Source organism: Mycobacterium sp. SMC-18, assembly GCF_045310895.1.
GTDB lineage: Bacteria > Actinomycetota > Actinomycetes > Mycobacteriales > Mycobacteriaceae > Mycobacterium.
Map to the genome: position 1 here is coordinate 1 of NZ_JBJIAL010000009.1, position 25,527 is coordinate 25,527.

Genomic DNA, 25,527 nt, shown 5'->3' on the forward strand with positions numbered 1-25,527 from the left:
TCAGATCATCCTCGGGAAGGTGCGCCCTTTCCTACGCCGCCTCGCCGAGGCTCATCCACAGGTTCTGATCATTGCTCGTTGAACAAACCTGCAGTCTCACTCATAGACCCAAATATCGATATCACTCTCTTGACGAAAACTCTTGCCAGACAGTTGCATTACTACCGTCAACTAGGTGGCAGCTATTGACCCGACCGAGTCGACATGACGCAGCAAAACAGTTCTCCGACAGTGACAAGCACGACGGCAATAGTTCTAGCGGTTGGCTCGTTTGTGCCGGGTGTCCTCGCAGGTGCCCCGCTCGTCGACCGCGTGAAACACGTGTGAGAACACAAACCTGACAATCTCCTGTGCAAGCGATCTAGCGGACGTATATTTCGGTTTCGAATGCCACCATCGACCCGCCTAGTGCCACCGTCATCGGTGTGTGGCTATACCAATTGGTACGCACGGCTGGATCTCATCGCGACGCTAATGTCACTGCACCGCGAACTCCCGGGCCCGCAGGTAGGCGCGCCAGCCACCGAACTCCGAGATGTCGGGCGCGGCGATGGCCTCTTCGTCGGCGCACACGAACCCGGTCTCCCAGGACCCGTCGTCGAGTTCCACCGCCGCCAGTCCCATCGGCGTCGGGAGGGCGGCCAGGAACGTCCCGAGTGCCGCCGGCGAGAGCGACCAGCGCTCCACTTCGAAGGCCCGCCCGCCATGCGGCAGCCGCACCAGCGCGGGCTTGCCCGACGGCAGCGCCGTCATGCGATAGCGCTCGGCCGTGCGGGCCGGGCCGTCCCACCGTGCCCCGAGATCGTGGAGCTGACCGGCCAGCGGCTGATCACGCAGATGCGCACCGGCCACCACCAGCGTCATCACCCCGGCGCCCGCCCGCTCCGGCCACGACGCCACGGTGCCCCGGTCACCACCGCCCAGCCGGGCCGCGATGTCCGCCACCACGGCGTCATCGAAGGCCCGCCCCAATACTGTGACACCGAATTGCGCTGTGGTGCCGTCGGATTCAACAACCTCGCCCGCCGGAACCGCGACGCCGCACATGTCGAAGAGATTGCAGAAATTGGTGTACGTGCCGATCCGGGCGTTGACCGCGACGGGGTCGGCCGCCACCTCCGCGAGCGTCGGCTGCAGCGGAGCGGTCGGGACGAGCAGCGCGTCGCACTCCCCCAATGCCCGGAATGCCCGCTCCCGCAGGCGGTCCAGCTCACGACGGTCACGCAACAGCCCGGTCGCGGTGTGGGAGCCGCCGGCGGTGATGATCGCGGCGACCGTCGGGTCCAGACCGGCGTCGGCACCGGCATCACTGATGAAGTCCCCCACCGCTTCCGTGCGCTCGGCGACCAGCGCCCCGTCGTACAGCAGCCGTGCGGCAGCCAGGAAGTCCGTCAGATCGATGGGGACGATGCGCATCCCGGCATCCCGGGCGGCATCGACGGCGCGCTGGAACGCGGCATCCCAGCCGGGCGCCATCGCGGGCAATTCGGCGGGCACCGCCAGCACCGGCTCGGCCGGGGCGGCCAAGCGCGTCGACGCGGGCCACGGCCGCTGCGTCGTGGTCGCCATCACGGCCATGGCGCTCTCCGCCGTGGCCAGGTCACGCGCCAGGATCGTCACGCAGTCATAGCTCGGGCAGGCCGGGACGACGCCTGCCGTCGACACCAGCCCGATGGTGCCCTTGATCCCGACGAGGCCCTGGTACGCCGCCGGTACCCGGCCGGATCCGGCAGTGTCCGTGGCGATTCCGATGTCGGCCGCACCGATGGCCACCGCGACGGCCGAGCCCGACGACGAGCCGCCCGATATCCGGTCCGGGCGCCGCGCGTCACGCACCGCGCCGTAGGGACTACGGGTGCCGACGAGCCCGGTGGCGAACTGATCCAGATTGGTCTTGCCGATCACGACCGCGCCGGCCGCCCGCAGCGCGGCCACCACCGGCGCGTCGGCATCCGGGGTGTAGGCGTAGCCCGGGCACGCCGCCGTGGTCGGCAGACCCGCGACGTCGACGTTGTCCTTGACCGCCAGCAGCTGACCGGCCAGCGGTCCCTGCGCCTGTGCGACCTCGCGGCGCACGGTGTCCTCGTCCCGGACGGTGATGAAGGCCTCCGGTCGCTGTGCGATGGCCGCGTAGGCGGCGCTGATCCGGTCCGTCATGCGACTTCCTGTCCTGTTGTGGCGCAGGGCTTCTTGCGTGCGCCGATCTCACCGCTGGCCTCCCAGCGGGCCCGCTCCTCGTTGCGGGCGGCCGTCATACGCTGTCGTACCGCGGCGATGTCGTCGGCTTCGCTCGAGAGGAAGTTCAGGTAGTCCGCGATGCGGAACTCGCCGTCGGTGATGTCGACCGTCCCGCGTCCGGCGGCGACGTCGGCCCGCAGATCGGTCAGTTCCTCCGACGACACCGGGTACCACGACACCTGGTCGAAGAATCGCAGCAGCCACGGCTGTTCCGGCTCGAAACCCGGTGCGGACAACGGGAACCGGTGGTTCCACACCTGGGTGGTGCGGCCCATCAACTGGTAGCCGCCCGGGCCTTCCATACCGTAGATGCAGAGGTAGGCACCGCCGATCCCGACCGCGTTCTCCGGCGTCCAGGTGCGGGCCGGGTTGTACTTGGTGGTGACCACCCGGTGGCGGGGATCGACCGGGGTGGCGACGGGCGCACCGAGGTAGACGTCCCCCAGACCGAGCACGAGATAACTTGCCGCATGGACGATGTCGAACACCTCCTGCTGCGACTCGAGGCCGTTCATCCGCCGGATGAACTCGATGTTGCTCGGGCACCACGGCGCGTCGTCGCGCACACCGTTGCGGTACCGGTCGATGGCGAGCCGGATGGTCGGGTCATCCCAACTCAATGGCAGCCGCACCGAGCGGCTCGGCAGCACCAGTTGGTCGACGGGCCCGAGCGCGGACTCGAGGTCGAGCACGAAGGCCGTCATCGCCTGGTGATCGGTGAGCGCGGCGTCGAATTTGACCTGCAGCGAACGGATTCCGGGTGTCAGGTCGATGATGCCGCGGGGCCGGTGTGCGTCGATCGCGGTGTGCAGCGCGTGCACCCGCGCCCGCAGCACCAGATCCAGTGTCATCGTGCCGTATTCGACCAGCAGATTGTCATCGCCGCTGCGGCGCAGGGTCATCGACGTCGTCCCGTCACCGGTGACGCCGCGGTGCAGCACCCCATCGTCGCCGTCGCCGCGCGGGCTGCGCACCACCGGGGACGCCGCGCGCCGCGAGGTGCCCAGGGCCGCCAGCGGTGCCGCGGCACTGGCCCGCACCGGAACGAAGCGCACCCGGTCGCCGGGCGTGAGCTGCCCGAGCTTCCAGCGGTCCGCCGACGTCACCGTCACGGGGCAGACGAAACCGCCGAGGCTGGGTCCGTCCGGACCGAGCAGGATCGGGGTGTCGCCGGTGAAGTCAAGGGCGCCAACCGAATACGGCGTGTCATGGATGTTCGACGGGTGCAGGCCGGCCTCGCCGCCGTCGGGCCGGGCCCACTGCGGCTTCGGCCCGACGAGGCGCACACCGGTGCGGTCGAGGTTGTGGTCCACCAGATACGTGGCCTCGTAGAGGCTTTCGATGTCGGCTCGGGTGAAGAACTCCGGCGCGCCGTGCGGTCCCTCGGTGACCGCCAGGCGCCATTCGTGGCCGATCGACGGGATTTCCTCATCGGTCAGCCGGCGCGGTCGTCCGCCCGGGGTGCCCAGATCGAGACGGTCGCCGGCCGCGAGGGCCCGCCCGCCGGCGCCGAACTTCCCGAGCGTGAACGTCGAGCGCGAGCCGAGGTACGCCTCGGCCTCGATACCGCCGGCCACCGCGATGTAGATGCGCATGCCGACGCCCTGTACGGCGCCGATCTCGAGCACACCGCCCTCCGGGACCGCGATGGGTGCCCACTGCCGCGCCGGGACGCCGTCGAGCGTGACCGATACCGGTGCGCCGGTGACGCAGACGACCGTCGCCTCGTCGAATCCCAGTGTCGGACCGGCCATCGTGGCCTCGAGGCCGGGTGCGCCTTCGGCGTTACCGACCGCGAGGTTGGCCAACCGCAGCGACAGGTCGTCCATCGGACCTGACGGCGGTACGCCCACCTGCCAGTAGCCGATGCGGCCCGGCCAGTCCTGGACGGTGGTGCTCGGCCCGGGCCGCAGCACGGTGAGGGCGGATGGCGCCATTCCGGTACTCCTTCGAATGCAGAACGCGGTGCGAGAGAACGTGGATCAGGACGGGCGGGTGACGATCATCCGCACCGGTGTCGGATCGAAGCCGTTGCACGGGTTGTTGATCTGCGGGCAATTGGACACCAGCACGAGGACGTCGGTGTCGGCGCGCAGCGCCACCCGCAGTCCCGGCGCCGACAGCCCGTCGACGATGCCGAGCGTGCCGTCGGCCTCCACCGGCACGTTCATGAAGAAGTTGAGATTCGGTGCCAGGTCACGCTTTCCGAGGCCGTAGCGGGCGCCTTCGATGAGAAAGTTCTCGACGCACGCATGCTGATGGCGGGTGTGGTGGCCGTAGCGCAGGGTGTTGGACTCCTGCGAGCAGGCGCCGCCGACGGTGTCGTGATTGCCGACCTCGTCGGCCACCACGGTCATCAGTGCCCCACCGTCGCTGTCGCGCAACACGGTTCCGGTGCTGACGAACAGCGACTTCTGCGCCGTGATGGTGGTCTGGGCGCTGTACCGGCGGGACGTGTCGTGCGCCCCGTAGATCAGCGTGTCCACGGCCTGATTGCCGTGCAGGTCGACGATGGTCAGCACGTCGCCTGCCGCGACGATCGCCGACCAGGGGCCGCGGGCCTCGACGATCTCGTCGAGGATGGTCGTGCCGGACACCAGCGCGGGGACCGAGTCGATGACGGTGCTCATGCGGGAACTCCTTCGGTGAGATGCAGTGCGGTCCAGACGTCTTCGGTGTTGCGGTGGGCGCGTTCGTATTCGGGTCCGATGGTTTCGGCGCGCGCGGCCAGATCGGCGAGGTCGGCGGGAGCCGACCAGGCCAGCACCTCCAGGTCCGAGGTGTTGAAGCTCGGCTCCGGGTCGAGCGGGTGTGCGGTGTTGGCGATCGCCACGATCACCGGCAGGTGCACGAGCAGTTCGACCGCGGTGCCGGCTCCGGCCGAGCCCGTCGACACCAGTTGCCCCGCATCGTCGGCCCGGACGCCGTGGAAGAACGACACGCCGGGGCCTACGTCGCGCGGCCCCAGGCCGTGCTTGAGTGCGGCGAGCACCAGCAACTCGCGGCCGGCCGGGCTGTCCGAGTGCGCGCTGCCGGCACCGTAGCGGGCTTCGTTCTGGGACCGGGTTGTGGTGCCGCACAGGGCATCGTGGTGGCCCGAGGTGTCGGCGACGATGGTCGCCAGGACCCGGCCCTGGTCATCGAGCAGCGGGTGCCCGGTGCCGAGATACGCCTGCCACGGCACCTTGACGGTGTCGGCGGTGTTCAGGCGCTCCCAGGGGGCGTCGGCGCGCCACAGCAGCAGGTGCGCGCACGCGCGGCCCTCGATGTCGGTGAGCCGCAACCGCGTTCCGCGGTCCAGCACCTTGCTGGTGTAGCGGCCGCCGGGCACCGTCTCGGCCCAGGTCAGGCGGTGGGCATCGACACCGGCCGGCGGTGTCGGCCACTGCGATGCCGGAACGACGGGCATGGCCGCGGTGTGGGTGCCGGCCTGCGCACGGGCGTGTGCGCGGGCGGCGGCGGTCGTCGAGGTGGTGGACGAAGAACTCACGAGAATCCTTTCGGCAGTTGTGGATTGGACGGGGTCAGAGCGACCCGACGGGGCGCGGGTGGGTCCGGCGGTACGGGAAGCACAGGGCGCCGAGCGCGACGATGGCGACGATGGTGAACGGCCCGGCCCACACCAGCAGCGGCATGGTGCCCGTCGGGTCGTAGATTTCCGGCCGCGGCCAGGCCAGGTTGATCACCATGGCCACGCCGTACACCACGGCGAAGATGTTGACCGGCAGGCCCCAGCGACCCAGCGAGAACAGCGGCCGGCCACCGGCGTCGGTAACCGAAGCGTCCCAGCGCATTCCGCGCAGCCGGTGCGCCAGGAGCGGCGCCGTCACCAGCAGGTACGCGATGTAGATCGCGATGATGCAGACGCTGGCCAGGGTCGCGAAGATCGCGGAGTTGCCGACGTTCACCAGGAGCACACCGACGCACGCGACACCGACCACGATCGCGGGCGGAATCGGCGTCCCGGTAGCCGGATTGACGCGCGACAGCAGCGCCGAGAACGGCAGCCGCTGGTCGCGTGCCATGGAGAACATCAGGCGGGTGGCAGCGGTCTGAATTGCCAAGGTGCAGATGAAGATCGCGATGGCCACATCGATGAGGAGCAGCGTGCCCCAGGGCGAGGACAGCACCGCACCCAGCACGTAGGGCAGGCCTTCGGTCGCCAGACGGCCGTCGGTCAGGCTCGGCGCCGCCATCAGTGCGCCGACGATCATGAGACCGCCACCGAGTGCCGAGACGGTGAGCGCCGACCGGATGGTGCGCGGGGCGACGCGGCGCGCGTCGCGCGTCTCCTCGGCGAGTTCACCGGCCGAGCCGAAGCCGACCATGACGTAGGCGGCCATCAGACCCGAGGCGATCCAGGCCCAGCCGTAGCCCGAACCCGCGCCACCGGTGTCGAAGACGACCTGCGGACCGCGCTGTGCGTGCGTGAAGAAGACTCCGACGACCGCGATGACGCCGACGATCTCGCAGCAGACACCGATCGTCGCGACGCGCGACATCCAGCGCACGCCGATGCAGTTGATCGTGGTGGTGATGATCAGCAGCGCGGTACCCAACAGCACGGCGTTGGCGGCGCCATCGGCCGACGTGAGTGCGGTATCGGTGCCGATGATCTGGAAGCCCGGCCACACCGCCGGCAGCACCACCTGCAGCGCGATGGCCGCGGCGGATGCGGTGATGATCTGGGCGACGATCATGAACCAGCCACCGAACCAGCCGACCACCTCACCGCCGAGGCGGCGGGCCCACTGGTAGATGGCCCCCGAGATCGGGTAGCGGGCCGCGAGTTCGGCGAAGCACAAGGCCACCGCGAACTGTCCGATGAACACCACCGGCCAGGTCCAGAAGAACGCCGGCCCGCCGAAACTGTATCCGAGGCCGAACAATTGGAAGATCGTGGTGAGGATCGACACGAACGAGAAACCGGCCGCGAACGAGGCGAACTTGCCCAGCGAGCGGTGCAGCTGTTGGTCGTAGCCGAACTCGGCGAGATCGTCGTGATCTGCCGGCGACGTGTTGGTCAATGTCATCCGATTCCGATTCTGCGAGGCCTAATACCTGTCAACTGACAGAATTAATGGGAAGCGTGACGCAGAGGGGTCACCGACGTTTCCGACGTGGGTCGCGATGTAACAGTTGCGTTTCACGCGAGCCGACGCTGCGCGAATGACCGCAGGTGGCACAGTAGTGGCATGAGCCGCCCCGGCCGTCCCCGTCATCGCGATGCCCTACGCCCCGGCAGCACCGCCGTCGAACAGATCCTCGATGCCGCCGGAGAACTGTTTGTGACACAGGGCTTCACGGTCACCTCGACGCGGTCGATCGCCGAAGCCGTCGGCATCCGTCAGGCCTCGCTGTATCACCACTTCCCCAACAAGGAAGCCATCCTCGAGGCACTGCTCGACGCGACGGTGGTGCCGTCGCTGGACTTCGCGCGGCGCGTGACGCGCTCGGTGGACGACCCGAAGGCGGCCCTCTGGGCGGTGACGGCCGGTGACGCGGCCAACCTGCTGTCCGTGCCGTGGAACCTGGGCCGGCTCTATCTGCTGCCGGAGGTCGACGGCATCGAGGGCTTCCACCGCCGGCGCCGCGAGTTGCACGCCGTCTACCGCGAACTGGCGGTCGACGCCGTCGGCGGCCGCGACGAGTTCCGCTGCGGCCTGCCGGTGCGCCTGACCGAGACGGTCATCGCGCAGCGCGTCGACGATCCCGAGATCACCGGCGACGAAGTGGCCGAGGCCATCGCCGATGCCGCCCTACGGGTGCTCGAGATCGAGGTCGACGACGCCCTGCGGGCCGAGGGACGGGCGCTGGTCGAGCAGCACCTGGCCGAGCCGGATTAGGCCTCGGGGGCGAGCAACTGGTCGGCGTCGAAGCAGCTGTGGTCGCCGGTGTGGCAGGCCCCACCGACCTGGTCGACTTCGAGCAGCACGGCGTCGCCGTCACAGTCCAGCCGCACCGAGTGCACGTACTGCGTGTGGCCCGATGTCAGACCCTTGACCCACTGCTCACCGCGCGAGCGGGAAAAGTACGTCGCCTCACGGGTTTCCAGAGTGCGGGCCAGCGCGTCGTCGTCCATCCAGGCGACCATCAGCACATCGCCGGTACCCCGCTGCTGCACCACGGCGGTGAACAGCCCGGCCTCGTTGCGCTTGATGCGGGCGGCGATCCCGGGATCCAGGCTCATCGCACCGTGATCCCTTCGGCCGCCATCGCTTCCTTCACCTGACCGATCGTCAGCTCCCGGAAGTGGAAGACGGTGGCCGCCAGGACCGCATCCGCACCGGCCTGCACCGCGGGCGCGAAGTCGCCGACGGCGCCGGCTCCCCCGCTGGCGATCACCGGCACGCTCACCGCGGCGCGCACCGCCCGCAGCATCGCGAGGTCGAAACCGGCCTTGGTGCCGTCGGCGTCCATGGAATTCAGCAGGATCTCCCCGACCCCGAGTTCGGCTCCGCGCGTGGCCCATTCGACGGCGTCGATGCCGGTGCCGCGGCGGCCGCCGTGGGTCGTCACCTCCCAGCCGGACGGCGTCGGCTCGGATCCTTCGGGCACGGTGCGGGCATCCACCGACAGCACGATGCACTGCGAACCGAACTGCCGCGACAGCTCCGACAGCAGCTCGGGCCGGGCGATCGCGGCGGTGTTGACCGAAACCTTGTCGGCGCCGGCGCGCAGCAGCGTGTCGACGTCCTCGACCGAGCGCACGCCGCCACCCACGGTCAGCGGGATGAACACCTGCTCGGCGGTGCGGCGCACCACCTCGAGCATGGTCGAGCGGCCCGACGACGACGCGGTGACGTCCAGGAACGTCAGCTCGTCGGCGCCTTCCGCGTCATACGCGGCGGCCAGCTCGACGGGATCACCGGCGTCCCGCAGGTTCTCGAAGTTGACGCCCTTGACCACCCGGCCGCCGTCGACGTCCAGGCACGGGATGACGCGCGTTGCGAGACTCACAGGTAATCCTCCGGAATACCAACGGATTTCACGATCTCCAGCATCCTCTCGTGCACACCGGGTGCGGCGGCCAACGCAGATTTCGAATCGGCCGTCCACGGCTCGCCGGCGAGGTCGGTGACGATACCGCCGGCGGCCCGGACCAAGGCGACACCCGCGGCGTGGTCCCAGATGTGGTGACCGAAGCTGATCGCGCCGCCGAGAATGCCGGCGCCGACGTACGCCAGGTCGAGGCCCGTCGCGCCGTGCATCCGCACCCGCGAGCATTCCCGCGTCAGGCTCGACAGGACCGCATTGCGCCACCGCCCCGGGAAACGGCCCTTCGAATCGATGTTGAAGGTCTGGATACCGACGATGGATTCGGCCAGCGTGGTCGGGGCCAGCGGCGGCAAGGCCGTCTCCCCGTCGCGGACGGGACCGTCCACGGTTGCGACGTAGCGCTGGCCCATGAACGGCAGCCACGTCAGCCCGGCGACCGGGGTGCCCCGCCACAGCAGGCCGAGCAGGATCGCCGCCATGGGCGAACCGGCCGCGTAGTTGAATGTGCCGTCGATCGGATCGAGCACCCACACCAGCTCGGAGTCGATGGGCTCGCCACCGAATTCCTCACCGTGCACACCGATTCCGGTGGCCGACGTCAGGGCCGCGACGACCTGGCGCTCGATGGCGAGGTCGATCTCGGTGGCGAAGTCGTTGCCCTTCTTGCGAACTGCCGCGTCGGCCTGGTGGCCGGCGATGAACGGGGCGACGGCATCGTCGAGGATGCTGGTCGCGGCCGCGACCAGCTCTGCCAACCTCGCCGGTTCGATCACTTAACCGCAGCCAGCGCCTCAGGCAGCGTGAACCGCTCTGCGTACAAGGCCTTTCCGACGATGGCGCCCTCGACGCCCTGCCCGGTCAGCGTGGCGATGGCGCGCAGGTCGTCCAGGCTCGACACGCCACCCGACGCGATGATCGGCGCGTTGGTGCGGCCGGCGACGGTGCTCAGCAGGTCCAGGTTCGGACCGGTCAGCGTGCCGTCCTTGGTGACGTCGGTGACGACGTAACGCGAACAGCCTTCGCTGTCGAGGCGTTCCAGCACGTCCCACAGGTCGCCGCCGTCGGTCTCCCAGCCGCGGCCGCGCAGGCGCCAACTGCCGTTCTCGAACTGCACGTCCAGGCCGACCGCCACGCGGTCGCCGTACTCGCCGATGGCCCGCTTGCACCATTCCGGGCTCTCCAGCGCCGCGGTGCCGATGTTCACGCGGGCGCAGCCGGTGTCCATGGCCGCTTTGAGCGACTCATCGTCACGGATGCCACCGGAAAGTTCCACGGCCACATCGAGTTTGCCGACGACCTCGGCCAGCAGTTCCCGGTTGCTGCCCCGGCCGAACGCGGCGTCCAGGTCCACCAGGTGCACCCACTCGGCACCGTCGCGCTGCCAGGTCTGCGCCGCCTCCAGCGCCGAACCGTAATCGGTCTCGCTGCCGGCCTTGCCCTGCACCAGCCGCACCGCCTTGCCGTCGACCACGTCAACGGCCGGCAACAGAATCAAACTCATAGCCCCTCAACCCAATTCGCCAACAGCGTCGCACCTGCGTCGCCGCTCTTCTCCGGATGAAACTGTGTCGCCGACAACGCGCCGTCTTCGACGGCCGCGATGAACGGCACGTGATGCGTGGCCCAGGTGACCTTCGCGTCGGCATGGCCGCCCCACTGCTGGGCGGCGTAGGAATGCACGAAGTAGAACCGGGTGTCGGCGTCGAGCCCCTTGAACAGGGTGCTGTCGGCGGCGGCATCGACGGTGTTCCAGCCCATGTGCGGAATCACCGGCGCATCCAGCCGGGTGACCTCACCGGGCCACTGCCCGCAGCCTTCGGTCTGCACCCCGAACTCGACGCCCTTCGAGAACAGAATCTGCATGCCGACGCACACACCCAGCACCGGGTGGCCCGCGGCCAGCCGGTCGGCGATGATCTTCTCGCCGCCGATCGACCGCAGACCGGTCATGCAGGCCTCGTAGGCGCCGACACCGGGCACAACCAGACCGTCGGCGGCAGCCGCGGCAGCGGCGTCGGCGGTGACCTCGACGTCAGCGCCGACCCGCTCGAGGGCGCGCTGCGCGGACCGGAGATTGCCCGAGCCGTAGTCCAGAACGACGAGTTTCTTTGTCACAGAGTGCCCTTGGTCGACGGCACGCCGGCCACCCGAGGGTCGGGTTCGACGGCCTGACGCAGCGCGCGCGCCACGGCCTTGTACTGCGCCTCGGTGATGTGGTGCGGGTCGCGGCCGTACAGCGTGCGCACGTGCAGCGCGATCTTGGCGTTGAAGGCCAGCGATTCGAACACGTGCCGGTTGATCACGGTGTGGTACGGCACCGAGGACCCGGCGATGGTGAAGGACACCATCGACTCCGGTTCACCGGTGTGCACGAAGTACGGACGGCCCGAAACGTCAACGGCCGCATGGGCCAGGGTCTCGTCCATCGGGATGAACGCGTCGCCGAACCGGCGGATGCCCTTCTTGTCGCCCAGGGCCTGGCCGAGTGCCTGGCCCAGGACGATCGCGGTGTCCTCGACGGTGTGGTGGCCCTCGATCTCGACATCACCCTTGGCGTGCACCGTCAGATCGAAGCTGGCGTGCGTGCCCAGGGAGGTCAGCATGTGGTCGAAGAACGGCACCCCGGTGCTGATGTCGACCTGGCCGGTGCCGTCGAGATCGATCTCGACGACGATGCTCGACTCTTTGGTGGTGCGTTCCACGCGGGCGCGGCGGGTCATGAAACTCCTTGTGGGGCTAGTTCCGTTGCGGCGAGCTTGGCGCTGACTTCCAGCAGGGCGTCGTTCTCCGCGGCCAAACCGACGGTGGTGCGCAGGAATCCGGGGATTCCGACGTCGCGGATCAGCACGCCGGCGTCGAGGTAGCGCTGCCAGGTCGCCGCGGCATCGGCGAACTCGCCGAACAGGATGAAGTTGGCGTCACTGGGGATCACCCGGAAACCCATGCCGGACAACGCCGCTGCCACCCGGTCCCGCTCCGAAGCCAAAGTGGCGACGCTGCTCAGCGTCTCATCAGCATGCCGCAGCGCGGCACGCGCGGCCGCCTGCGTCAGCACCGACAGGTGATACGGCAACCGCACCAGCAGCATCGCATCGATCACGGCAGGGTCGGCCACGAGGTAGCCCAGCCGCCCGCCGGCGAAGGCGAACGCCTTGCTCATGGTGCGGCTGATGATCAGCTTGGCCGGGTACTCGGCGAGCAGCGCGACACCGCTGGGCTGCGACGAGAATTCGCCGTACGCCTCGTCGAGGATCAGCACACCGGGCGTGACGTCCAGCAGGCGGCGCAGGTCGTCGAGCGGAACGCTCTGCCCGGTCGGGTTGTTGGGGCTGGTCACGAAGACGACGTCGGGTCGCTGCGCCTCGATGGCGGCCACCGCCACGTCGACGTCGAGGCCGAAATCGGTCGCCCGGGTTGCCGACAGCCATTCGGTCTGGGTGCCGTCCGAGATGATGGGGTGCATCGAGTACGACGGCACGAAACCGATGGCGCTGCGGCCCGGCCCGCCGAACGCCTGCAGCAGCTGCTGCAGGATTTCATTGGAACCGTTTGCCGCCCACAGGTTTTCCGCCGTCAGCGCGACACCCGTCTGCGCCTGCATGTACGCGGCCAGATCGGTACGCAGCGCCATGGCGTCGCGGTCCGGGTAGCGGTGCAACTCGGCGGCGGCCGCGGCGACCGATGCGGCGACGTCGTCGACCAGCGCCGGTGTCGGCGGGTGCGGGTTCTCGTTGGTGTTGAGCCGCACCGGCACCACGAGTTGCGGTGCGCCGTACGGCGATTTGCCGCGCAGGTTCTCCCGCAGCGGCAGGTCGGCCAGGGAGATCTTCTTACCCATCAGCGTTCGAACCTCCGGCGCACAGCCTCACCGTGCGCCGGCAGGTTCTCTGCCGTGGCCAGCGTGATCACGTGACCCGCAACGTCTTTCAGGGCCGCCTCGGTGTAGTCGACGACGTGGATGCCACGCAGGAACGTCTGCACCGACAGGCCACTGGAGTGCCGCGCGCAACCGGCGGTCGGCAGCACGTGGTTGGACCCGGCGCAGTAGTCGCCGAGGCTCACCGGCGACCAGGCGCCGACGAAAATGGCGCCCGCCGAACGGATTCGGCCGGCGACCTCAGCGGCGTCGACGGTCTGGATCTCCAGGTGCTCGGCGGCGTAGGCGTTCACGACACGGACCCCGGTGTCGAGGTCGTCCACCAGCACGATGGCCGACTGTTTGCCGTTCAGCGCGACCGTCACCCGCTCACGGTGCAGCGTCGTGGCGACCTGCGCGGCCACCTCCACATCGGTGGCGTCGGCCAGCTTCTCACTGGTGGTGACCAGCACGCTGGCCGCCATCTCGTCGTGCTCGGCCTGGCTGATCAGATCGGCGGCGATGTGCACCGCGTCGGCCGAGTGATCGGCCAGGATCGCGATCTCCGTCGGGCCGGCCTCGGCGTCGATGCCCACCTGGGAACGGCAGATGCGCTTGGCGGCCGTGACGAAGATGTTGCCCGGGCCGGTGATCATGTCGACCGGCGCGAGCTCTTCGCCGGTCGTGTCCACGCCGCCGTAAGCCAGCAGCGCGATGCCCTGGGCACCGCCGACAGCCCACACCTCGTCGACCCCGAGCAGAGCTGCCGCGGCGAGGATGGTCGGGTGCGGTAGTCCGCCGTGGTCCTTCTGTGGCGGGCTGGCGATCACCAGGGAGTCGACGCCGGCGGTCTGGGCCGGGACGACGTTCATCACGACGCTCGACGGGTAGACGGCGTTGCCGCCGGGGACGTACAGCCCGACGCGTTCGACCGGGACCCACCGTTCGGTGACGGTCGCGCCCGGGGCCAGCGTCGTGGTGGTGTCGGTGCGCCGCTGGTCGGCGTGCACGGCACGGGTCCGCTCGATCGCGACCTCGAGCGCCACCCGCACGTCGGCGGGCAGGCGGGTCAGCGCGGCGTCCAGCTCCGCCTTGGGGACGCGTACGGCGGCCGGCCGCACGCCGTCGAAGGACTCGCCGTATTCGAGGGCCGCCACCGCACCGCGTTCGACCACCGCGTCGACGATCGGGCGTACCTTGGGCAGCACCGAATCCACGTCGACACCGCCTCGGGGCAGCACCGCTCGCAACTGCGCCGCGGACAGCTGCTGACCTCGCAAATCGATACGCGAGAGCTTCACTGCAGTGTTCACCCCACTATTCTCCCAGAGCAGGCCAAATCGAATACGGAGGCGTCATGTCAAGCCGTCAGGACCACCCCAACAACGCCGCCGGCGTGCCGATGATCTTCCCGGTGTGGTTGGAGAACTTCCAGATCAAGTACATCAACCCGGCGTTGCGCCCGCTTTCGAAGAAGCTGCCCGGGTTCTCAGTCATCAAGCATCGCGGCCGCAAGTCGGGTAAGGAATTCGAGACCATCGTCACCTCGTACCGCAAGGGCGATGTGCTGGCGATCGGGCTGGCCCACGGCAAGACCAACTGGGTCAAGAACGTGCTCGCCGCCGGCGAGGCCGACATCCACGTCGCGCGCAAGGATCTGCACCTGGTGAATCCGCGCATCCTGCCCGCGGGCACCGATGACCCGTCGTTGCCGCGGATCGCGCGGATCGTGGCCAAGCGCAGCGGCGTGTTCGTCGCCGACATCGCCCACTGACAAACCGGGGGCCACGCTGATCGTCAGCGTGGCCCCCGGTCCGTCGACGGCTACTTGCAGATGTCGTTGATCTGCTTGCTGTCGGCGCCGGCGTCATCCAGGCGCACCTTCTGCTGCGGATCGTCGGTCTGAGCGCCGGCCGTCGCCGCGGCCCCGATGTCCAAGAGGGTGTTGGCGTACTTGCGCGCCGCCGTCGCGAGGTCGGCCGGGGCGGCCGGGTCGATCCGGTTCAGCAGGTACTGGCCACCGGTGATCAGCGCCAGACGCGCGTTGGCGGCCACGGCCAGGGCACCCGTGGTGTCGTCCGGCCCGCCGGGGACCGCCAGGTTGGTGTTGATCGCGATGCCCTTGCTGACGGTCTTCATGGCGTCACAGAGCGCGATCTTGGCCGTGTCCTGCTCGGCCTCGGTGTACTTCTTGTCCTGGTTCTTCACCGCGTACAGCGCGTAGCCGCCGATGCCGGCGGCGATCAGGCCGATGACCACGGCCGCAATCGCGATGATCTGCGTGACGGACATCGAACCCGACGTCTCGTCGGTGTCCTTTGCGGCTTTGCTCAGTGTGGTGGTCTTGTCTTCGGTCTTCTCGTCTTCCGCCATGCTCGTGATAGTAGCGGCCGAGTTACGTATCGAGGCCGACGTCGAGCACCCGCACCGAATGCGTCAGCGCACCGATGGCGAGGAAGTCGACACCGGTCGAGGCGTAGGCCGCGGCCGACTCCAGGCTGAGCCCGCCCGACGATTCCAGCTTGGTGCCGGGTGCGCGGGCGTCACGGCGCTGCACCGCGATCTGCGTCTGCCAGACCGGGAAGTTGTCCAGCAACACCAATTCGACGTTCTCACCGAGGATTTCGTCGAGTTGCTCGAGCGAATCCACCTCGACCTCGCACGGCAGATCCGGCGCCACCGCACGGACCGCCTGCAGGGCCGCGAGCACCGATCCGGCAGCCGCGACGTGGTTGTCCTTGATCAGGGCGGCATCGCCCAGACCCAGCCGATGGTTGACACCGCCGCCGACGCGCACCGCGTACTTCTGCAACAACCGCAATCCGGGCAACGTCTTTCGGGTGTCACGGATGGCGGCCTCGGTCCCGGCCACCTCCTGCACCCAGCGCGCCGTCTCGGTGGCGATGCCCGAAAGGTGGCAGACGATGTTCAGCATCGTGCGTTCGGCCGTCAGCAGGGCCCGTGTCGGCGCTTCGACGGTCAGCACCGCATCGCCGGGCTTGACCTCGGTGCCGTCCTCGGCTCGGTCGCGGATCTTGTAGGCGCCCTCCCCGATCACCTTGTCCAGCACCAGAACCGCGATGTCCAGACCCGCGATGACGCCCGGCTGTCGCGACACCATCGACGCGACCGTGGTGGCGTCGGCCGGCACGGTCGCCACCGAGGTGACGTCCGGCCCGTAGCGCAGATCCTCGTCGAGCGCGCGATCGATGATCGCGTGCGCGTCGGCCAATTCGGCTGCGGTCAATGCCATCAGTTACACGCTCCTATCGGCAGGGCGGCCACGGCGCGCCCGGCGGCGTCCAGCCGCACATCGATCGATACCCCGAACGCCGGATCGCGGTCCGGTCGGTCACTGCGGTGGTGGCAGCCACGGGATTCCGCACGGACGGCTGCCGCGGCAGCAACCGCCGACGCCGTCACGGTCAGGGCCGCATCCTCGACGGCCGCCCGGTCCGACATGGCCATACCGCGGGCGCCGGCGAGCAACTCGCTCAGCCGGTCCAGTCCAGCGGCGTCGCGCACCACCGAGGCGTACCTGGTCATGTCGCGTTGCAGGGCATGCCGATCCAACGCGGGCCGCTTGCCCAGATCCGGCTCCGGCACGCGGTTTCCACCGGCATCGCGGGCCTGCTCGGCCGCCGCACGACCGGCGCGGCCGCCAACCACCAGTCCTTCCAGCAGGCTGTTGGAGGCCAGGCGATTACCGCCGTGCATACCGGTGCGTCCGACCTCACCGGCGGCGTACAGGCCGGCCATCTCGGTGCGGCCGTACACGTCGGTGACCACACCCCCGCAGCTGTAATGGGCGCCCGGCACCACCGGAATCGGTTGGCGCGCAGGGTCGATGCCGGCCGCCAGGCATGCGGCCGTGACCGTCGGGAATCGGGCGGCGACGTCGGGGACGCCACGGGCATCGAGGAAGACGTAGTCGTCGCCGGTGGCCGCGAGGCGGGCATCGATGGCGGCGGCCACGACGTCGCGCGGGGCCAGGTCGCCCATCGGGTGCACGCCGTCGGTCACCGAGTCGCCGCGAAGGTCACGCAGGATGGCCCCTTCGCCGCGCAAGGCCTCGGTGATCAGCGGGCACCGGCCGCCGGCCGCGCCGGTGTACAGCATGGTCGGGTGAAACTGGACGAATTCGATGTCGCGGACCGGCAATCCGGCGCGCAGCGCCAGGGCGATGCCGTCGCCCGTCGAACCGTCCGGGTTGGTCGTCGCGGTGTACAGCTGCCCCAGGCCACCGGTCGCCAGGATCACCGACGGCGCCGTCAGCACGCCAGGTCCGTCCGGGCTCAGCACCAGCAGGCCGCTGACCGCTCCGTCGTGGTGCAACACCTGCAGCGCAACATGATTGGGCCGGATGTCGAGCGTCTGGGTGGCGGCGGCCAGGGCACGCTGCACCTCGGCGCCGGTGGCATCGCCACCGGCGTGGATGATGCGGCGGCGGCTGTGTCCACCCTCGCGGGTCAGGGACCAGGCCCCCGGCCCGACTTCGTCGAAAGCCGCACCGGCACCGACCAATTCACGCACGGCGGCATAGCCGTCGGCGACGATCGAGGTGACCGCGTCGACATCGCACAAGCCGGCTCCGGCCGCGACGGTGTCCGCGACGTGCGCCTGCACCGAGTCATCGGTGTCGGGGATGACGACCGCGATGCCCCCCTGGGCGTAAGCGGTGGCCGTCTCGCCGGACTTGCCGACGACCACGACGCGGCTGCCGGCCAGTTGGGCGGCACGCGCCGCCGCCAGGCCCGCGACCCCCGTACCGACGACGATGACGTCGGCGCGCTGGCGCCAGTAGCCACGGCCGCCGCAGGCGACCGAACGGCCCGCGTGGGCGCTCACGCTATTCCCCGCCGCCGGGCTGCCCGATCCCGATCATGCGCTGCACGCTCAACCGAGCTGCGGCCGCGACATCTTCGTCGACGTGAACTTCGTCAGCACCGTCCCGCAGGCAGCGCAGCAGCGCGGCCGGCGTGATCATCTTCATGTACGGGCAGGAGGCCCGATCGTTGACGGCGAGGAACTCGGTTTCCGGTGCGGCACGGCGCAACTGGTGCAGCATGCCGATCTCGGTGGCGACCAGGACCTGCTTGGCGTGGGTCTCGCGGGCGGCGTCGAGCATGCCGCCGGTCGACAGGATCTTCACGCGGTCGTCGGGTACGGCACCCTCGCCGGCCAGATAGAGAGCCGAAGTGGCGCAACCGCATTCGGGGTGCACGAAGAGTTCGGCGTCGGGATGCGAGCGGGCCTGGTCGGCGAGTTCGTCACCGTTGATGCCGGCGTGTACGTGGCATTCGCCGGCCCAGATGTGCAGGTTGTCCCGGCCCGTCATGCGGCGCACGTGCGCGCCGAGGAACTGGTCCGGGCAGAACAGCACGGTCTTGTCCGCGGGGATCGAGGCGACGACCTCGACCGCGTTGGACGAGGTGCAGCAAATGTCGGTGAGGGCTTTGACGGCCGCGGTGGTGTTCACGTAGGACACCACGACGGCGTCCGGGTAGTCGGCCTTCCAGGCCCGCAGGTCGTCGGCGGTGATCGAGTCGGCCAGCGAGCAGCCCGCCCGCTGGTCCGGGATCAGCACGGTCTTGGAGGGCGAGAGGATTTTCGCGGTCTCGGCCATGAAGTGCACACCGCAGAACACGATGGTGTCCTCGGCGGCGTCCGCGGCGATGCGCGACAGTGCCAGCGAGTCGCCCACGTGGTCGGCGATGTCCTGAATCTCGGGCAGCTGGTAGTTGTGCGCGAGGATTGTGGCGTTGCGCTCCTTGGCAAGGCGACGCACTTCGTCTGCCCACTGCCCGTCGGCGACCACGTCGCCGAAACCTTCGAACTCCGCCGCACGGTCCAGAACCGTCATGGCCGTCTCCTTTGAACCTGGCCAGGTTTTCGACTTATGATCGAAAACATGCCACATACTAGCACTGCACATGGAATGTTCACCTTCGTGTACCGCGTGCGACAGCAGCCGGCCTGACGGTCACCCGCCCTACCAGCAAAGACGGCGCCGGATGACCGGGCCGATCCTCACTCGGCGTCGATCTCGGGACGATTCCGATAGTCCTGCCAGGTCTGCCGAGTCTGGGCCGCGATGGCGTCGTTCGCAGCTCCGCTGCCGTCCCACAGTCCCCGGGCGGAAACCAGCACGATGGGCCAGAAGTACGCCGCGACATCGCGCACCTGGCGGATCGGGATGCCCGTGGCCACGGCGGCGTAGTGCAGCCAGTAGTCGTCCGCCCGGGGGCACACGTGAGCGAACGCTTCACCCCGATCCCGCAGCGCCCCAAGCAGTTCCGGCGGATAGGCCACACCGGACACACCTGTCGCGAACACCGTCTCGGAGGCTTCGGTCGTGGTGCACATCGGCCAGGTTCGGTACGGACCGTCGCTGCGCATGCGCGCACGGAACGCGGTGACCTCGCCGGGCCGGTGCGCTGCGAGCAGCTCCGCGAGCCAGGTGGGCGGGTAGTAAACGTCGTCGTCCGCCGCGACAAGGGTGCGGCCGGGTTCGTCCGGCAGTACCTCGTTGGTATACGGGAAGTACTTCTTGTGCGGCCCATAGTCGCGGCAATGACGAATTTCCAGCCCACGTGCCTGCAACCGCTTCAATGTCGCCGGCGGATCGACGCACGCGTCGCGGTCATCGAGCCACAGAATCAGCCGACGCGGCTTGACGGCGCCGGCGCCGATGGTCTCGATCGTTTGCCACACCGTGGCAATCCGCTTGCCATAACTCGTCAATGACACATTGGCGGCACCGGTGCCGACGACCGGCTCAACGGACCTGTGGTTTCTGGCGAGCAGGCGCGGACCGAGTGTGCCCAGCTCGGCGAGGGTGCAAATCCACCCCAGCGGGTCTCTTGGCCGAATGCCGACATTGCGCATGGCCCACCGGCCTTCCCCCGCACGACGAACACGAAGCTTTGCTGCAATCGAGCGTGAGTCTACTGGCTGGGTGGAGATTCTTCTTTTCGAAGATCACGCGCCTTGGCTCGCCGGGATTGCCGTTTCGCCCGGCCGCCTCTCCCCGTGCGCCACTTTTGATCTCCCACGTTTTCGACTTAAAATCGAAAACGTGACGGATGTGGGTACTGCGCATGAAGTGCTCGCCGTCGTCTTCCAGGTGCGCGACCTGGACAGCAAGAGGCCGCAGCTCAGCGTGCTGCTCTGGGAGCGCGCCATGGAGCCGCAACGCGGCGCGTGGTCCCTGCCCGGCGGTCAGCTGCGGCACGACGAAGACATGGTCAGTTCCGTCCGGCGTCAGCTCGCCGAGAAGGTCGACCTGCGCGAACTGACGCACCTCGAGCAGCTCGCGGTCTTCTCCGAGCCCAAGCGCGTGCCCGGGCCGCGCACCATCGCGTCGACCTTCCTGGGCCTGGTGCCCTCCCCCGCCACACCGGAACTGCCGGGCGACACGCGCTGGCATCCAGTGTCAGCGCTGCCACCCATGGCCTTCGACCACGGCCCGATGATCACGCACGCGCACGCCCGGCTGGTCGCCAAGATGTCGTACACCAACATCGGATTCGCCTTGGCGCCAAAGGAATTCACCCTCACCACCCTGCGGGACATCTACGCCGCCACGCTGGGCCACCAAGTCGATCCGACCAATCTGCAGCGCGTGCTGGCCCGGCGCGGCGTCATCACCCCGACCGGCACGACGGCACGTTCCGGCCGCAGCGGCGGCCGACCGGCCGCGCTGTACCGGTTCACCGACTCGACATACCGCGTCACCGACGAGTTCGCCGCGCTACGCCCACCTAGTTAGTCACTCTACGCACCGTGACGTAGGTCACTTTCCGGCCACATTTCGCGAGCCGGAATTGGTTTTTAAGGGTTCCTTAAGACATGATTTCCCGATGACCATGGGCAATGCAGCCAGGGCGTTCGACGCCGAGTGGATCGGCCAGCCGTACCACGAGGAACTCCAGTCCGGCATCCGCCCGCTGCGGCCCAGCGACGACGCGTTCTACGTGCCGCCCGTCGGCTTCGAACTCACCGCACCCGGCACCGTCCTGCGGTCCCGCGACGTCGAGCTCGGATTCATGGGCGTCATCCCCCAGGGCGTCACCGCCACACAGCTGCTGTACCGCAGCACCGACCTGAGCGGCAGCGCGCAGGCCGCCGTGACCACCGTCCTGCTGCCCGTCGGCCACAACGCCGACATGCGCTGCCCCATCGTGTCGTACCAGTGCGCCATCGACGCCGTCTCCGACGCCTGCTTCCCGTCCTACGCCCTCCGCCGCCGCGCCCGCGCCCTCGGCTCGGTCGCGCAGCTCGAGTACATGCTCGTCGCCGCGGTCCTGGCGCAGGGCTGGGCGGTGTCCATCCCGGACCACGAAGGCACCGACGGCATCTGGGGCGCGCCGCACGAGCCCGGGTACCACATCCTCGACGGCCTGCGCGCCGCCATCAACACCGAATCACTCGGCCTGCACGCCGACGCGCCGATCGGCCTGTGGGGCTACTCGGGCGGTGGCCTCGCCAGCGCCTGGGCCGCGGAGGAATACGCCAACTACGCGCCCGAGCTCAACGTCGTCGGCGCTGCCCTCGGCTCGCCGGTCGGTGACCTGGCCGAGGTGTTCCGCCAGCTCAACGGCACTTCCAAAGCCGGCCTGCCCGCCACGGTGATCGCCGCCCTCATGCACATCTACCCCGGCCTCCAGCGCGTCATCCATGAGCACGCGACCGAGGCCGGCAAGGCCATGCTGCGCAACATCGAGGGCATGACCACCGGCGAGGCGGTGCTGCGGCACGCCGGACTCGACTTCGACACCTTGCTGAAGTCGCCGCTGCAGGAGGTGCTCGACACTCCGGAGGTGCAGCACGTCTTCGAGAGCATCAAGCTCGGCAAGACCGCGCCCACCCCGCCGCTGCTGATCATGCAGGCCGTGTACGACCAGATCATCTCCGTCGGCAACATCGACGAGCTGACCGACACCTACGTCATGGGCGGCTCGCACGTGACCTACCACCGCGACATCCTCAGCGAGCACATCGCGCTGCACCCGCTGGCCGCGCCGATGACGCTGAACTGGCTCGCCGAACGGTTCGACGGCAAGCCGCTGGGCCCGACGGTGCGTACCTCGTGGCCGGCCCTGCTGAACCCGGCGACCTACCTCGGCCTGCTCAAGCTGGGCGTCGTCAGCACGAAGGTTCTGCTGGGACTTCCGATTGGGCGTCGGTAGCCACCGGAGCGGCGGCGGCCGGTAGCCGGACCGGCGCCGGCTCCACCGGCGGCCAGGCGCCCAGATCGTCGCGCTTGGTCGCCAGCGTGCAGAACAGGTAGACCAGCGCGGCGATGCCGGCCGGGAAGATCAGCGTCGTGGCGATGACCCACGGCGAGTGGCCGAAGAACACCGGCGGCGCCTCGACGAGGTAACCCACCCGATGCTCGGGAGACAACGGCGCGCCCGCGAGATCCGGTGTCCCGTAACGCCAATGCGCGACGACAGCGCCCACGCCCGTGAGCGCGCCCGCGGCAGCCACATTGCCGAGCGCCAGCGCGCCGGCCAGCAGCGGCCCGCGATGCGCGCGCCACTGCCACACCAATGTCGCGGCCACGACGGCGATCACCGTCAGCAGACCGACCGCCAACGCACCGCCCAGGAACACCCGGTCCGATTCGTCACCGAAGTAGCCGTGAATGCGCTGACCTTTCTTGGTCAGCGCAACGACGGCGTCGACCGGCGGCGCGAGAAAGGCCCACACCACGCCGCCGAGCGCACCGGTCAGCGCCAGGCCGATGACGACCCGCAGCGCCGCGGCGCGATGCGAAAGCGTTGGCGCCGAGGCTGTTTCAGCGGGCTGAGTCACCGTTGAGTTTCCAGGTCCTTCGAGTCCACCACCCCGTGCCGCGAGCACTTGGCCCACCAACCGTCGGGGCGTACCTGCACCACCATGCGTCGGCCGCATTCGGCGCACCAGCGGGGCGCCTCCAGACCGAGCTGAGCCGTGGTCGGCATGACGTCGCCGTCGACGGCATCCGCCGCGACACCGGTGTACACGTTGAACTTGCCGGCACTGACGGGTGCGGGCAATTCTCTGGTCATCACGTCCAGCTCTACAGGGTGGCGTTCAGTGCCTTGATCGGCATCTGCAGATCGTCCAGCAGTTCCAGGTCCGACTCGGCCGGGCGACCCAGCGTCGTCAGGTAGTTGCCGACGATGACGGCGTTGATGCCGCCCAGGATGCCCTGCTTGGCGCCCAGGTCGCCGAGCGTGATCTCGCGGCCGCCGGCGAAGCGCAGCATGGTGCGCGGCATGGCCAGACGGAACGCGGCGACGGCGCGCAGCGCGTCGGCCGCCGGCAGCACCTCGAGGTCACCGAACGGGGTGCCCGGGCGCGGGTTCAGGAAGTTCAGCGGGACCTCGTGCGGGTTCAGCTCCGCGAGGTTCGCGGCGAACTCGGCACGCTGCTCCAGCGTCTCGCCCATGCCGAGGATGCCGCCGCAGCAGACCTCCATGCCGGCTTCGCGGACCATCTCCAGCGTCTTCCAGCGCTCTTCCCAGGTGTGGGTCGTGACGACGTTGGGGAAGTACGACTTCGAGGTCTCCAGGTTGTGGTTGTAGCGGTGCACACCCATGGCCTTGAGGCGGTCGACCTGCTCCTGATCGAGCATGCCCAGCGAGCACGCGATCTGGATGTCGACCTCGTTGCGGATCGCCTCGATGCCGGCGGCCACCTGGGCCAGCAGCCGCTCGTCGGGCCCGCGCACCGCGGCGACGATGCAGAACTCGGTGGCACCGGTCTTGGCGGTCTGCTTCGCGGCTTCGACGAGGCTCGGGACATCCAGCCAGGCGCTGCGCACCGGGGAGGCGAACAGACCCGACTGCGAGCAGAAGTGGCAGTCCTCAGGGCAACCGCCGGTCTTGAGGCTGATGATGCCCTCGACCTCGACCTCGGGGCCACACCACTTCATGCGCACCTCGTGCGCGAGGGCCAGCAGGTCCTCCAGTCGGTCGTCGGGCAGCTGCAGAACCTCGAGCACCTGCTCCTGGCTCAGGCCTTCGCCACGCTCGAGCACCTGCTCGCGGGCTACACCCAAAACATCGGTCGCGGCCTGAGTCATCGGCACTCCTTACTTCAGGCCGACTGCGGCCTACAACTTGAACGGTGTTTAGGATACAGACGTGCAACTGCACCGAAGCGACGTGGTGGCCAAGGCCGCCGAAATCCTGGACAACTACGGGATCGCCGACCTGACCATGCGCAGGCTGGCACGTGAACTGAGCGTCAGCCCTGGCGCTCTGTACTGGCATTTCGCCGACAAGCAGGAGCTGCTGGGCGCCGTCGCCGACCGCCTGCTGGCCACCGCGGCGACCGTTCCGGCCGGCGGCGAATGGCCGGACCGCATCGTCGGCCTGTGTTCGGCGCTGCGCGACGCGCTCCTGTCGGCGACCGACGGCGCCGAGCTGGTCTCGGCCAGTTTCTCCGCCGGGCGATCGGCCGAACTGAGCCGCATCGTGGCGGCCCTCACCGACGCCTGTATCGAATCGGGGCTCACGGCGCACGACGCCGACCTCGCCGCGCGCACCATCGTCTACTACGTGCTGGGCTTCACCGCCGACGAGCAGTCCCGCATCCAGTGGGACGCGGCGGGCGCGACGGTGGCCGACAGCGACACGGTGTGGTCCGAAAATGCCGGTGGCCGTTTCACTTTCGGCCTCGGCCTGCTCGTCGACGGGCTCGCGGCCCACGCCATCAGCCGCCGCGGCTGAGGCGGGCTGTCGGGGTCACTCCCACTCCCGACCGCAAACGAATCCCGTTGGAAAGTACGTGATTTCAATCGGCGGGCCATCCACCGGGAGTCACTGCACCCAGGGACGCCTGGCCGCCTGAAAGAGTCCCTGGCTTCAGCCGAAGTGGCGGCAACCGCCTCGTGCTAGACGTCACGCACATTTCCGGCCGGCACGGGCACGTCAGCCGAGCAGAATCTCCGTGCGGGTGTCACCGTTCCACAGCCGCAGTCGGGTCGCGGTGGCGCTGATCTCCGCCGGCCGGCCGGCGACACCGAGCGCCCGGGCAAGCCGGTCCGGCGGGATGCGACGCGCGAGGGTGACGTGCGGCGTCCAGTCACCCGGCTCGGCGTGCGGCATGGGACCCGGCCGTAGATACGGCGCGGCGAGCGCGCAGACCTCGGCGTGCAGGTCGAGCAGGTCAGCGCTGGGCACCACGAGACGGGCCAGAACTCCGGCGGAGCGGCCGAACACCAGCGTGGCGCCGAGACGGGCCCGGAACGGGAACCTCCCGGCGACACCGGCCAACGCCGGCACCACCGCCTCGTCGATCCGCTGGGCGACACACAAGGTGGCGTGCGGGCGGGCGCCGGGCGGCTGAGCGGCGATCCCCGCCGCGTGCAGGTCGTCCCAGGCGCGCCTGATCACGGCCTCGGTGTCGAGGTCGAACAGTAGCTCGACCGAGTGCACCAT

General features: G+C 69.1%; 27 protein-coding genes. 5 read left to right on the forward strand and 22 right to left on the reverse strand.

Features of this window, described 5'->3' with window-relative positions:
- Positions 1–477: 477 nt before the first annotated feature.
- Genes atzF through ACJH6J_RS10140 form a run of 5 tightly spaced genes read right to left on the reverse strand, consistent with a single transcriptional unit; the run spans position 478 to position 7,271 of the window.
- A complete protein-coding gene (gene atzF / locus ACJH6J_RS10120; RefSeq protein WP_406775216.1) occupies positions 478–2,157 on the reverse strand; it encodes an allophanate hydrolase in 1,680 nt (559 codons plus the stop codon).
- Positions 2,154–4,175, reverse strand: coding sequence for a 5-oxoprolinase/urea amidolyase family protein (locus tag ACJH6J_RS10125; protein WP_212813970.1), 2,022 nt, complete (start codon positions 4,173–4,175; stop codon positions 2,154–2,156). The genes atzF and ACJH6J_RS10125 overlap by 4 nt, the downstream gene beginning before the upstream one ends.
- A 45-nt stretch (positions 4,176–4,220) precedes the next feature.
- Positions 4,221–4,868 carry an urea amidolyase associated protein UAAP2 gene (locus ACJH6J_RS10130; protein WP_029119966.1) on the reverse strand — a complete coding sequence of 216 codons (648 nt, stop codon included), beginning with the start codon at positions 4,866–4,868 and terminating at the stop codon, positions 4,221–4,223.
- Complete coding sequence (locus ACJH6J_RS10135; protein ID WP_212813968.1) at positions 4,865–5,728, reverse strand: urea amidolyase associated protein UAAP1; 864 nt, start codon at positions 5,726–5,728, stop codon at positions 4,865–4,867. Before ACJH6J_RS10135 ends, ACJH6J_RS10130 begins: the two co-directional genes overlap by 4 nt.
- Positions 5,729–5,762: 34 nt before the next feature.
- Positions 5,763–7,271 carry an amino acid permease gene (locus ACJH6J_RS10140; RefSeq protein WP_212813966.1) on the reverse strand — a complete coding sequence of 503 codons (1,509 nt, stop codon included), beginning with the start codon at positions 7,269–7,271 and terminating at the stop codon, positions 5,763–5,765.
- A gap of 162 nt (positions 7,272–7,433) precedes the next feature.
- On the opposite strand from ACJH6J_RS10140, the gene ACJH6J_RS10145 reads away from it, so the two are divergent.
- Entirely contained in the window at positions 7,434–8,084 is a 651-nt protein-coding gene (locus ACJH6J_RS10145; protein WP_212813964.1) for a TetR/AcrR family transcriptional regulator, read from the forward strand.
- On the opposite strand, the gene hisI is transcribed toward ACJH6J_RS10145, so the two are convergent.
- From hisI to hisD, 8 genes are read right to left on the reverse strand one after another with little or no spacing between them, the layout of a single operon-like run.
- On the reverse strand, positions 8,081–8,428 hold the full coding sequence (hisI, locus tag ACJH6J_RS10150) for a phosphoribosyl-AMP cyclohydrolase (protein WP_064981726.1): 348 nt from the start codon (positions 8,426–8,428) through the stop codon (positions 8,081–8,083). The two genes, ACJH6J_RS10145 and hisI, sit on opposite strands and share 4 nt — an antisense overlap.
- A complete protein-coding gene (hisF, locus tag ACJH6J_RS10155; RefSeq protein ID WP_406775222.1) occupies positions 8,425–9,225 on the reverse strand; it encodes an imidazole glycerol phosphate synthase subunit HisF in 801 nt (266 codons plus the stop codon). Before hisF ends, hisI begins: the two co-directional genes overlap by 4 nt.
- Positions 9,195–10,007 carry an inositol monophosphatase family protein gene (locus ACJH6J_RS10160; RefSeq protein WP_212814754.1) on the reverse strand — a complete coding sequence of 271 codons (813 nt, stop codon included), beginning with the start codon at positions 10,005–10,007 and terminating at the stop codon, positions 9,195–9,197. Before ACJH6J_RS10160 ends, hisF begins: the two co-directional genes overlap by 31 nt.
- Positions 10,007–10,738 carry a bifunctional 1-(5-phosphoribosyl)-5-((5-phosphoribosylamino)methylideneamino)imidazole-4-carboxamide isomerase/phosphoribosylanthranilate isomerase PriA gene (gene priA, locus ACJH6J_RS10165; protein WP_212813960.1) on the reverse strand — a complete coding sequence of 244 codons (732 nt, stop codon included), beginning with the start codon at positions 10,736–10,738 and terminating at the stop codon, positions 10,007–10,009. Before priA ends, ACJH6J_RS10160 begins: the two co-directional genes overlap by 1 nt.
- A complete protein-coding gene (gene hisH / locus ACJH6J_RS10170) occupies positions 10,735–11,352 on the reverse strand; it encodes an imidazole glycerol phosphate synthase subunit HisH (protein ID WP_212813958.1) in 618 nt (205 codons plus the stop codon). The genes priA and hisH overlap by 4 nt, the downstream gene beginning before the upstream one ends.
- Positions 11,349–11,957, reverse strand: coding sequence for an imidazoleglycerol-phosphate dehydratase HisB (hisB, locus tag ACJH6J_RS10175; RefSeq protein WP_020103224.1), 609 nt, complete (start codon positions 11,955–11,957; stop codon positions 11,349–11,351). The genes hisH and hisB overlap by 4 nt, the downstream gene beginning before the upstream one ends.
- Positions 11,954–13,075 (reverse strand): histidinol-phosphate transaminase, encoded by a 1,122-nt coding sequence (locus ACJH6J_RS10180; RefSeq protein ID WP_212813956.1) that lies wholly within the window; start codon positions 13,073–13,075, stop codon positions 11,954–11,956. The genes hisB and ACJH6J_RS10180 overlap by 4 nt, the downstream gene beginning before the upstream one ends.
- Positions 13,075–14,394 carry a histidinol dehydrogenase gene (hisD, locus tag ACJH6J_RS10185; RefSeq protein WP_406775221.1) on the reverse strand — a complete coding sequence of 440 codons (1,320 nt, stop codon included), beginning with the start codon at positions 14,392–14,394 and terminating at the stop codon, positions 13,075–13,077. Before hisD ends, ACJH6J_RS10180 begins: the two co-directional genes overlap by 1 nt.
- A gap of 56 nt (positions 14,395–14,450) precedes the next feature.
- Here hisD and ACJH6J_RS10190 point away from each other — a divergent pair, with 56 nt between their 5' ends.
- On the forward strand, positions 14,451–14,867 hold the full coding sequence (locus ACJH6J_RS10190; RefSeq protein WP_212813952.1) for a nitroreductase family deazaflavin-dependent oxidoreductase: 417 nt from the start codon (positions 14,451–14,453) through the stop codon (positions 14,865–14,867).
- A 50-nt stretch (positions 14,868–14,917) separates the two neighbouring features.
- Here ACJH6J_RS10190 and ACJH6J_RS10195 read toward each other — a convergent pair whose 3' ends face one another.
- The 5 genes from ACJH6J_RS10195 to ACJH6J_RS10215 all read right to left on the reverse strand — a co-directional run bounded on the left by ACJH6J_RS10195 (position 14,918) and on the right by ACJH6J_RS10215 (position 19,807).
- The gene (locus tag ACJH6J_RS10195) at positions 14,918–15,466 is read right to left on the reverse strand and encodes a hypothetical protein (RefSeq protein ID WP_212813950.1); all 549 of its coding nucleotides are present in this window, start codon (positions 15,464–15,466) and stop codon (positions 14,918–14,920) included.
- A gap of 22 nt (positions 15,467–15,488) precedes the next feature.
- The gene (nadC, locus tag ACJH6J_RS10200) at positions 15,489–16,346 is read right to left on the reverse strand and encodes a carboxylating nicotinate-nucleotide diphosphorylase (protein ID WP_406803934.1); all 858 of its coding nucleotides are present in this window, start codon (positions 16,344–16,346) and stop codon (positions 15,489–15,491) included.
- A complete protein-coding gene (locus ACJH6J_RS10205; RefSeq protein WP_212813946.1) occupies positions 16,346–17,941 on the reverse strand; it encodes an L-aspartate oxidase in 1,596 nt (531 codons plus the stop codon). The genes nadC and ACJH6J_RS10205 overlap by 1 nt, the downstream gene beginning before the upstream one ends.
- A gap of 1 nt (position 17,942) precedes the next feature.
- Positions 17,943–18,956, reverse strand: coding sequence for a quinolinate synthase NadA (gene nadA / locus ACJH6J_RS10210; RefSeq protein WP_212813944.1), 1,014 nt, complete (start codon positions 18,954–18,956; stop codon positions 17,943–17,945).
- Between the two features lie 167 nt (positions 18,957–19,123).
- Positions 19,124–19,807: a hypothetical protein gene (locus tag ACJH6J_RS10215; RefSeq protein ID WP_244872864.1), complete on the reverse strand. Its 684-nt coding sequence runs from the start codon at positions 19,805–19,807 to the stop codon at positions 19,124–19,126.
- Positions 19,808–20,171: 364 nt separating this feature from the next.
- Between ACJH6J_RS10215 and ACJH6J_RS10220 the strand changes: the two genes are divergently transcribed.
- Positions 20,172–20,864 carry an NrtR DNA-binding winged helix domain-containing protein gene (locus tag ACJH6J_RS10220; RefSeq protein WP_305798837.1) on the forward strand — a complete coding sequence of 231 codons (693 nt, stop codon included), beginning with the start codon at positions 20,172–20,174 and terminating at the stop codon, positions 20,862–20,864.
- A 91-nt stretch (positions 20,865–20,955) separates the two neighbouring features.
- A complete protein-coding gene (locus ACJH6J_RS10225; RefSeq protein ID WP_212813940.1) occupies positions 20,956–22,284 on the forward strand; it encodes a lipase family protein in 1,329 nt (442 codons plus the stop codon).
- Here the strand turns inward: ACJH6J_RS10225 and ACJH6J_RS10230 are convergent.
- The 3 genes from ACJH6J_RS10230 to bioB are packed head-to-tail and all read right to left on the reverse strand — an operon-like array spanning position 22,241 to position 24,167.
- The gene (locus ACJH6J_RS10230; protein WP_212813938.1) at positions 22,241–22,912 is read right to left on the reverse strand and encodes a DUF2567 domain-containing protein; all 672 of its coding nucleotides are present in this window, start codon (positions 22,910–22,912) and stop codon (positions 22,241–22,243) included. The two genes, ACJH6J_RS10225 and ACJH6J_RS10230, sit on opposite strands and share 44 nt — an antisense overlap.
- Positions 22,909–23,148: a hypothetical protein gene (locus tag ACJH6J_RS10235; protein ID WP_212813937.1), complete on the reverse strand. Its 240-nt coding sequence runs from the start codon at positions 23,146–23,148 to the stop codon at positions 22,909–22,911. Before ACJH6J_RS10235 ends, ACJH6J_RS10230 begins: the two co-directional genes overlap by 4 nt.
- 11 nt (positions 23,149–23,159) lie before the next feature.
- Positions 23,160–24,167 carry a biotin synthase BioB gene (gene bioB / locus ACJH6J_RS10240; protein WP_020103207.1) on the reverse strand — a complete coding sequence of 336 codons (1,008 nt, stop codon included), beginning with the start codon at positions 24,165–24,167 and terminating at the stop codon, positions 23,160–23,162.
- A gap of 61 nt (positions 24,168–24,228) precedes the next feature.
- Here bioB and ACJH6J_RS10245 point away from each other — a divergent pair, with 61 nt between their 5' ends.
- Positions 24,229–24,816 (forward strand): TetR family transcriptional regulator, encoded by a 588-nt coding sequence (locus ACJH6J_RS10245; protein WP_212813934.1) that lies wholly within the window; start codon positions 24,229–24,231, stop codon positions 24,814–24,816.
- Between the two features lie 201 nt (positions 24,817–25,017).
- On the opposite strand, the gene ACJH6J_RS10250 is transcribed toward ACJH6J_RS10245, so the two are convergent.
- A complete protein-coding gene (locus tag ACJH6J_RS10250) occupies positions 25,018–25,527 on the reverse strand; it encodes a 2'-5' RNA ligase family protein (protein WP_318986299.1) in 510 nt (169 codons plus the stop codon).

Bases quoted from the DNA above. Each gene is read 5' to 3' on its own strand.
- hisB (WP_020103224.1), bottom strand. From the start codon at position 11,957: ATGACCCGCCGCGCCCGCGTGGAACGCACCACCAAAGAGTCGAGCATC.
- ACJH6J_RS10180 (WP_212813956.1), bottom strand. From the start codon at position 13,075: ATGGGTAAGAAGATCTCCCTGGCCGACCTGCCGCTGCGGGAGAACCTG.
- bioB (WP_020103207.1), bottom strand. From the start codon at position 24,167: ATGACTCAGGCCGCGACCGATGTTTTGGGTGTAGCCCGCGAGCAGGTG.
- ACJH6J_RS10235 (WP_212813937.1), bottom strand. From the start codon at position 23,148: ATGACCAGAGAATTGCCCGCACCCGTCAGTGCCGGCAAGTTCAACGTG.
- ACJH6J_RS10145 (WP_212813964.1), top strand. From the start codon at position 7,434: ATGAGCCGCCCCGGCCGTCCCCGTCATCGCGATGCCCTACGCCCCGGC.
- nadA (WP_212813944.1), bottom strand. From the start codon at position 18,956: ATGACGGTTCTGGACCGTGCGGCGGAGTTCGAAGGTTTCGGCGACGTG.
- ACJH6J_RS10140 (WP_212813966.1), bottom strand. From the start codon at position 7,271: ATGACATTGACCAACACGTCGCCGGCAGATCACGACGATCTCGCCGAG.
- ACJH6J_RS10250 (WP_318986299.1), bottom strand. From the start codon at position 25,527: ATGGTGCACTCGGTCGAGCTACTGTTCGACCTCGACACCGAGGCCGTG.
- priA (WP_212813960.1), bottom strand. From the start codon at position 10,738: ATGAGTTTGATTCTGTTGCCGGCCGTTGACGTGGTCGACGGCAAGGCG.
- atzF (WP_406775216.1), bottom strand. From the start codon at position 2,157: ATGACGGACCGGATCAGCGCCGCCTACGCGGCCATCGCACAGCGACCG.
- ACJH6J_RS10195 (WP_212813950.1), bottom strand. From the start codon at position 15,466: ATGGCGGAAGACGAGAAGACCGAAGACAAGACCACCACACTGAGCAAA.
- nadC (WP_406803934.1), bottom strand. From the start codon at position 16,346: ATGGCATTGACCGCAGCCGAATTGGCCGACGCGCACGCGATCATCGAT.
- ACJH6J_RS10190 (WP_212813952.1), top strand. From the start codon at position 14,451: ATGTCAAGCCGTCAGGACCACCCCAACAACGCCGCCGGCGTGCCGATG.
- ACJH6J_RS10125 (WP_212813970.1), bottom strand. From the start codon at position 4,175: ATGGCGCCATCCGCCCTCACCGTGCTGCGGCCCGGGCCGAGCACCACC.
- ACJH6J_RS10225 (WP_212813940.1), top strand. From the start codon at position 20,956: ATGACCATGGGCAATGCAGCCAGGGCGTTCGACGCCGAGTGGATCGGC.
- ACJH6J_RS10130 (WP_029119966.1), bottom strand. From the start codon at position 4,868: ATGAGCACCGTCATCGACTCGGTCCCCGCGCTGGTGTCCGGCACGACC.
- hisI (WP_064981726.1), bottom strand. From the start codon at position 8,428: ATGAGCCTGGATCCCGGGATCGCCGCCCGCATCAAGCGCAACGAGGCC.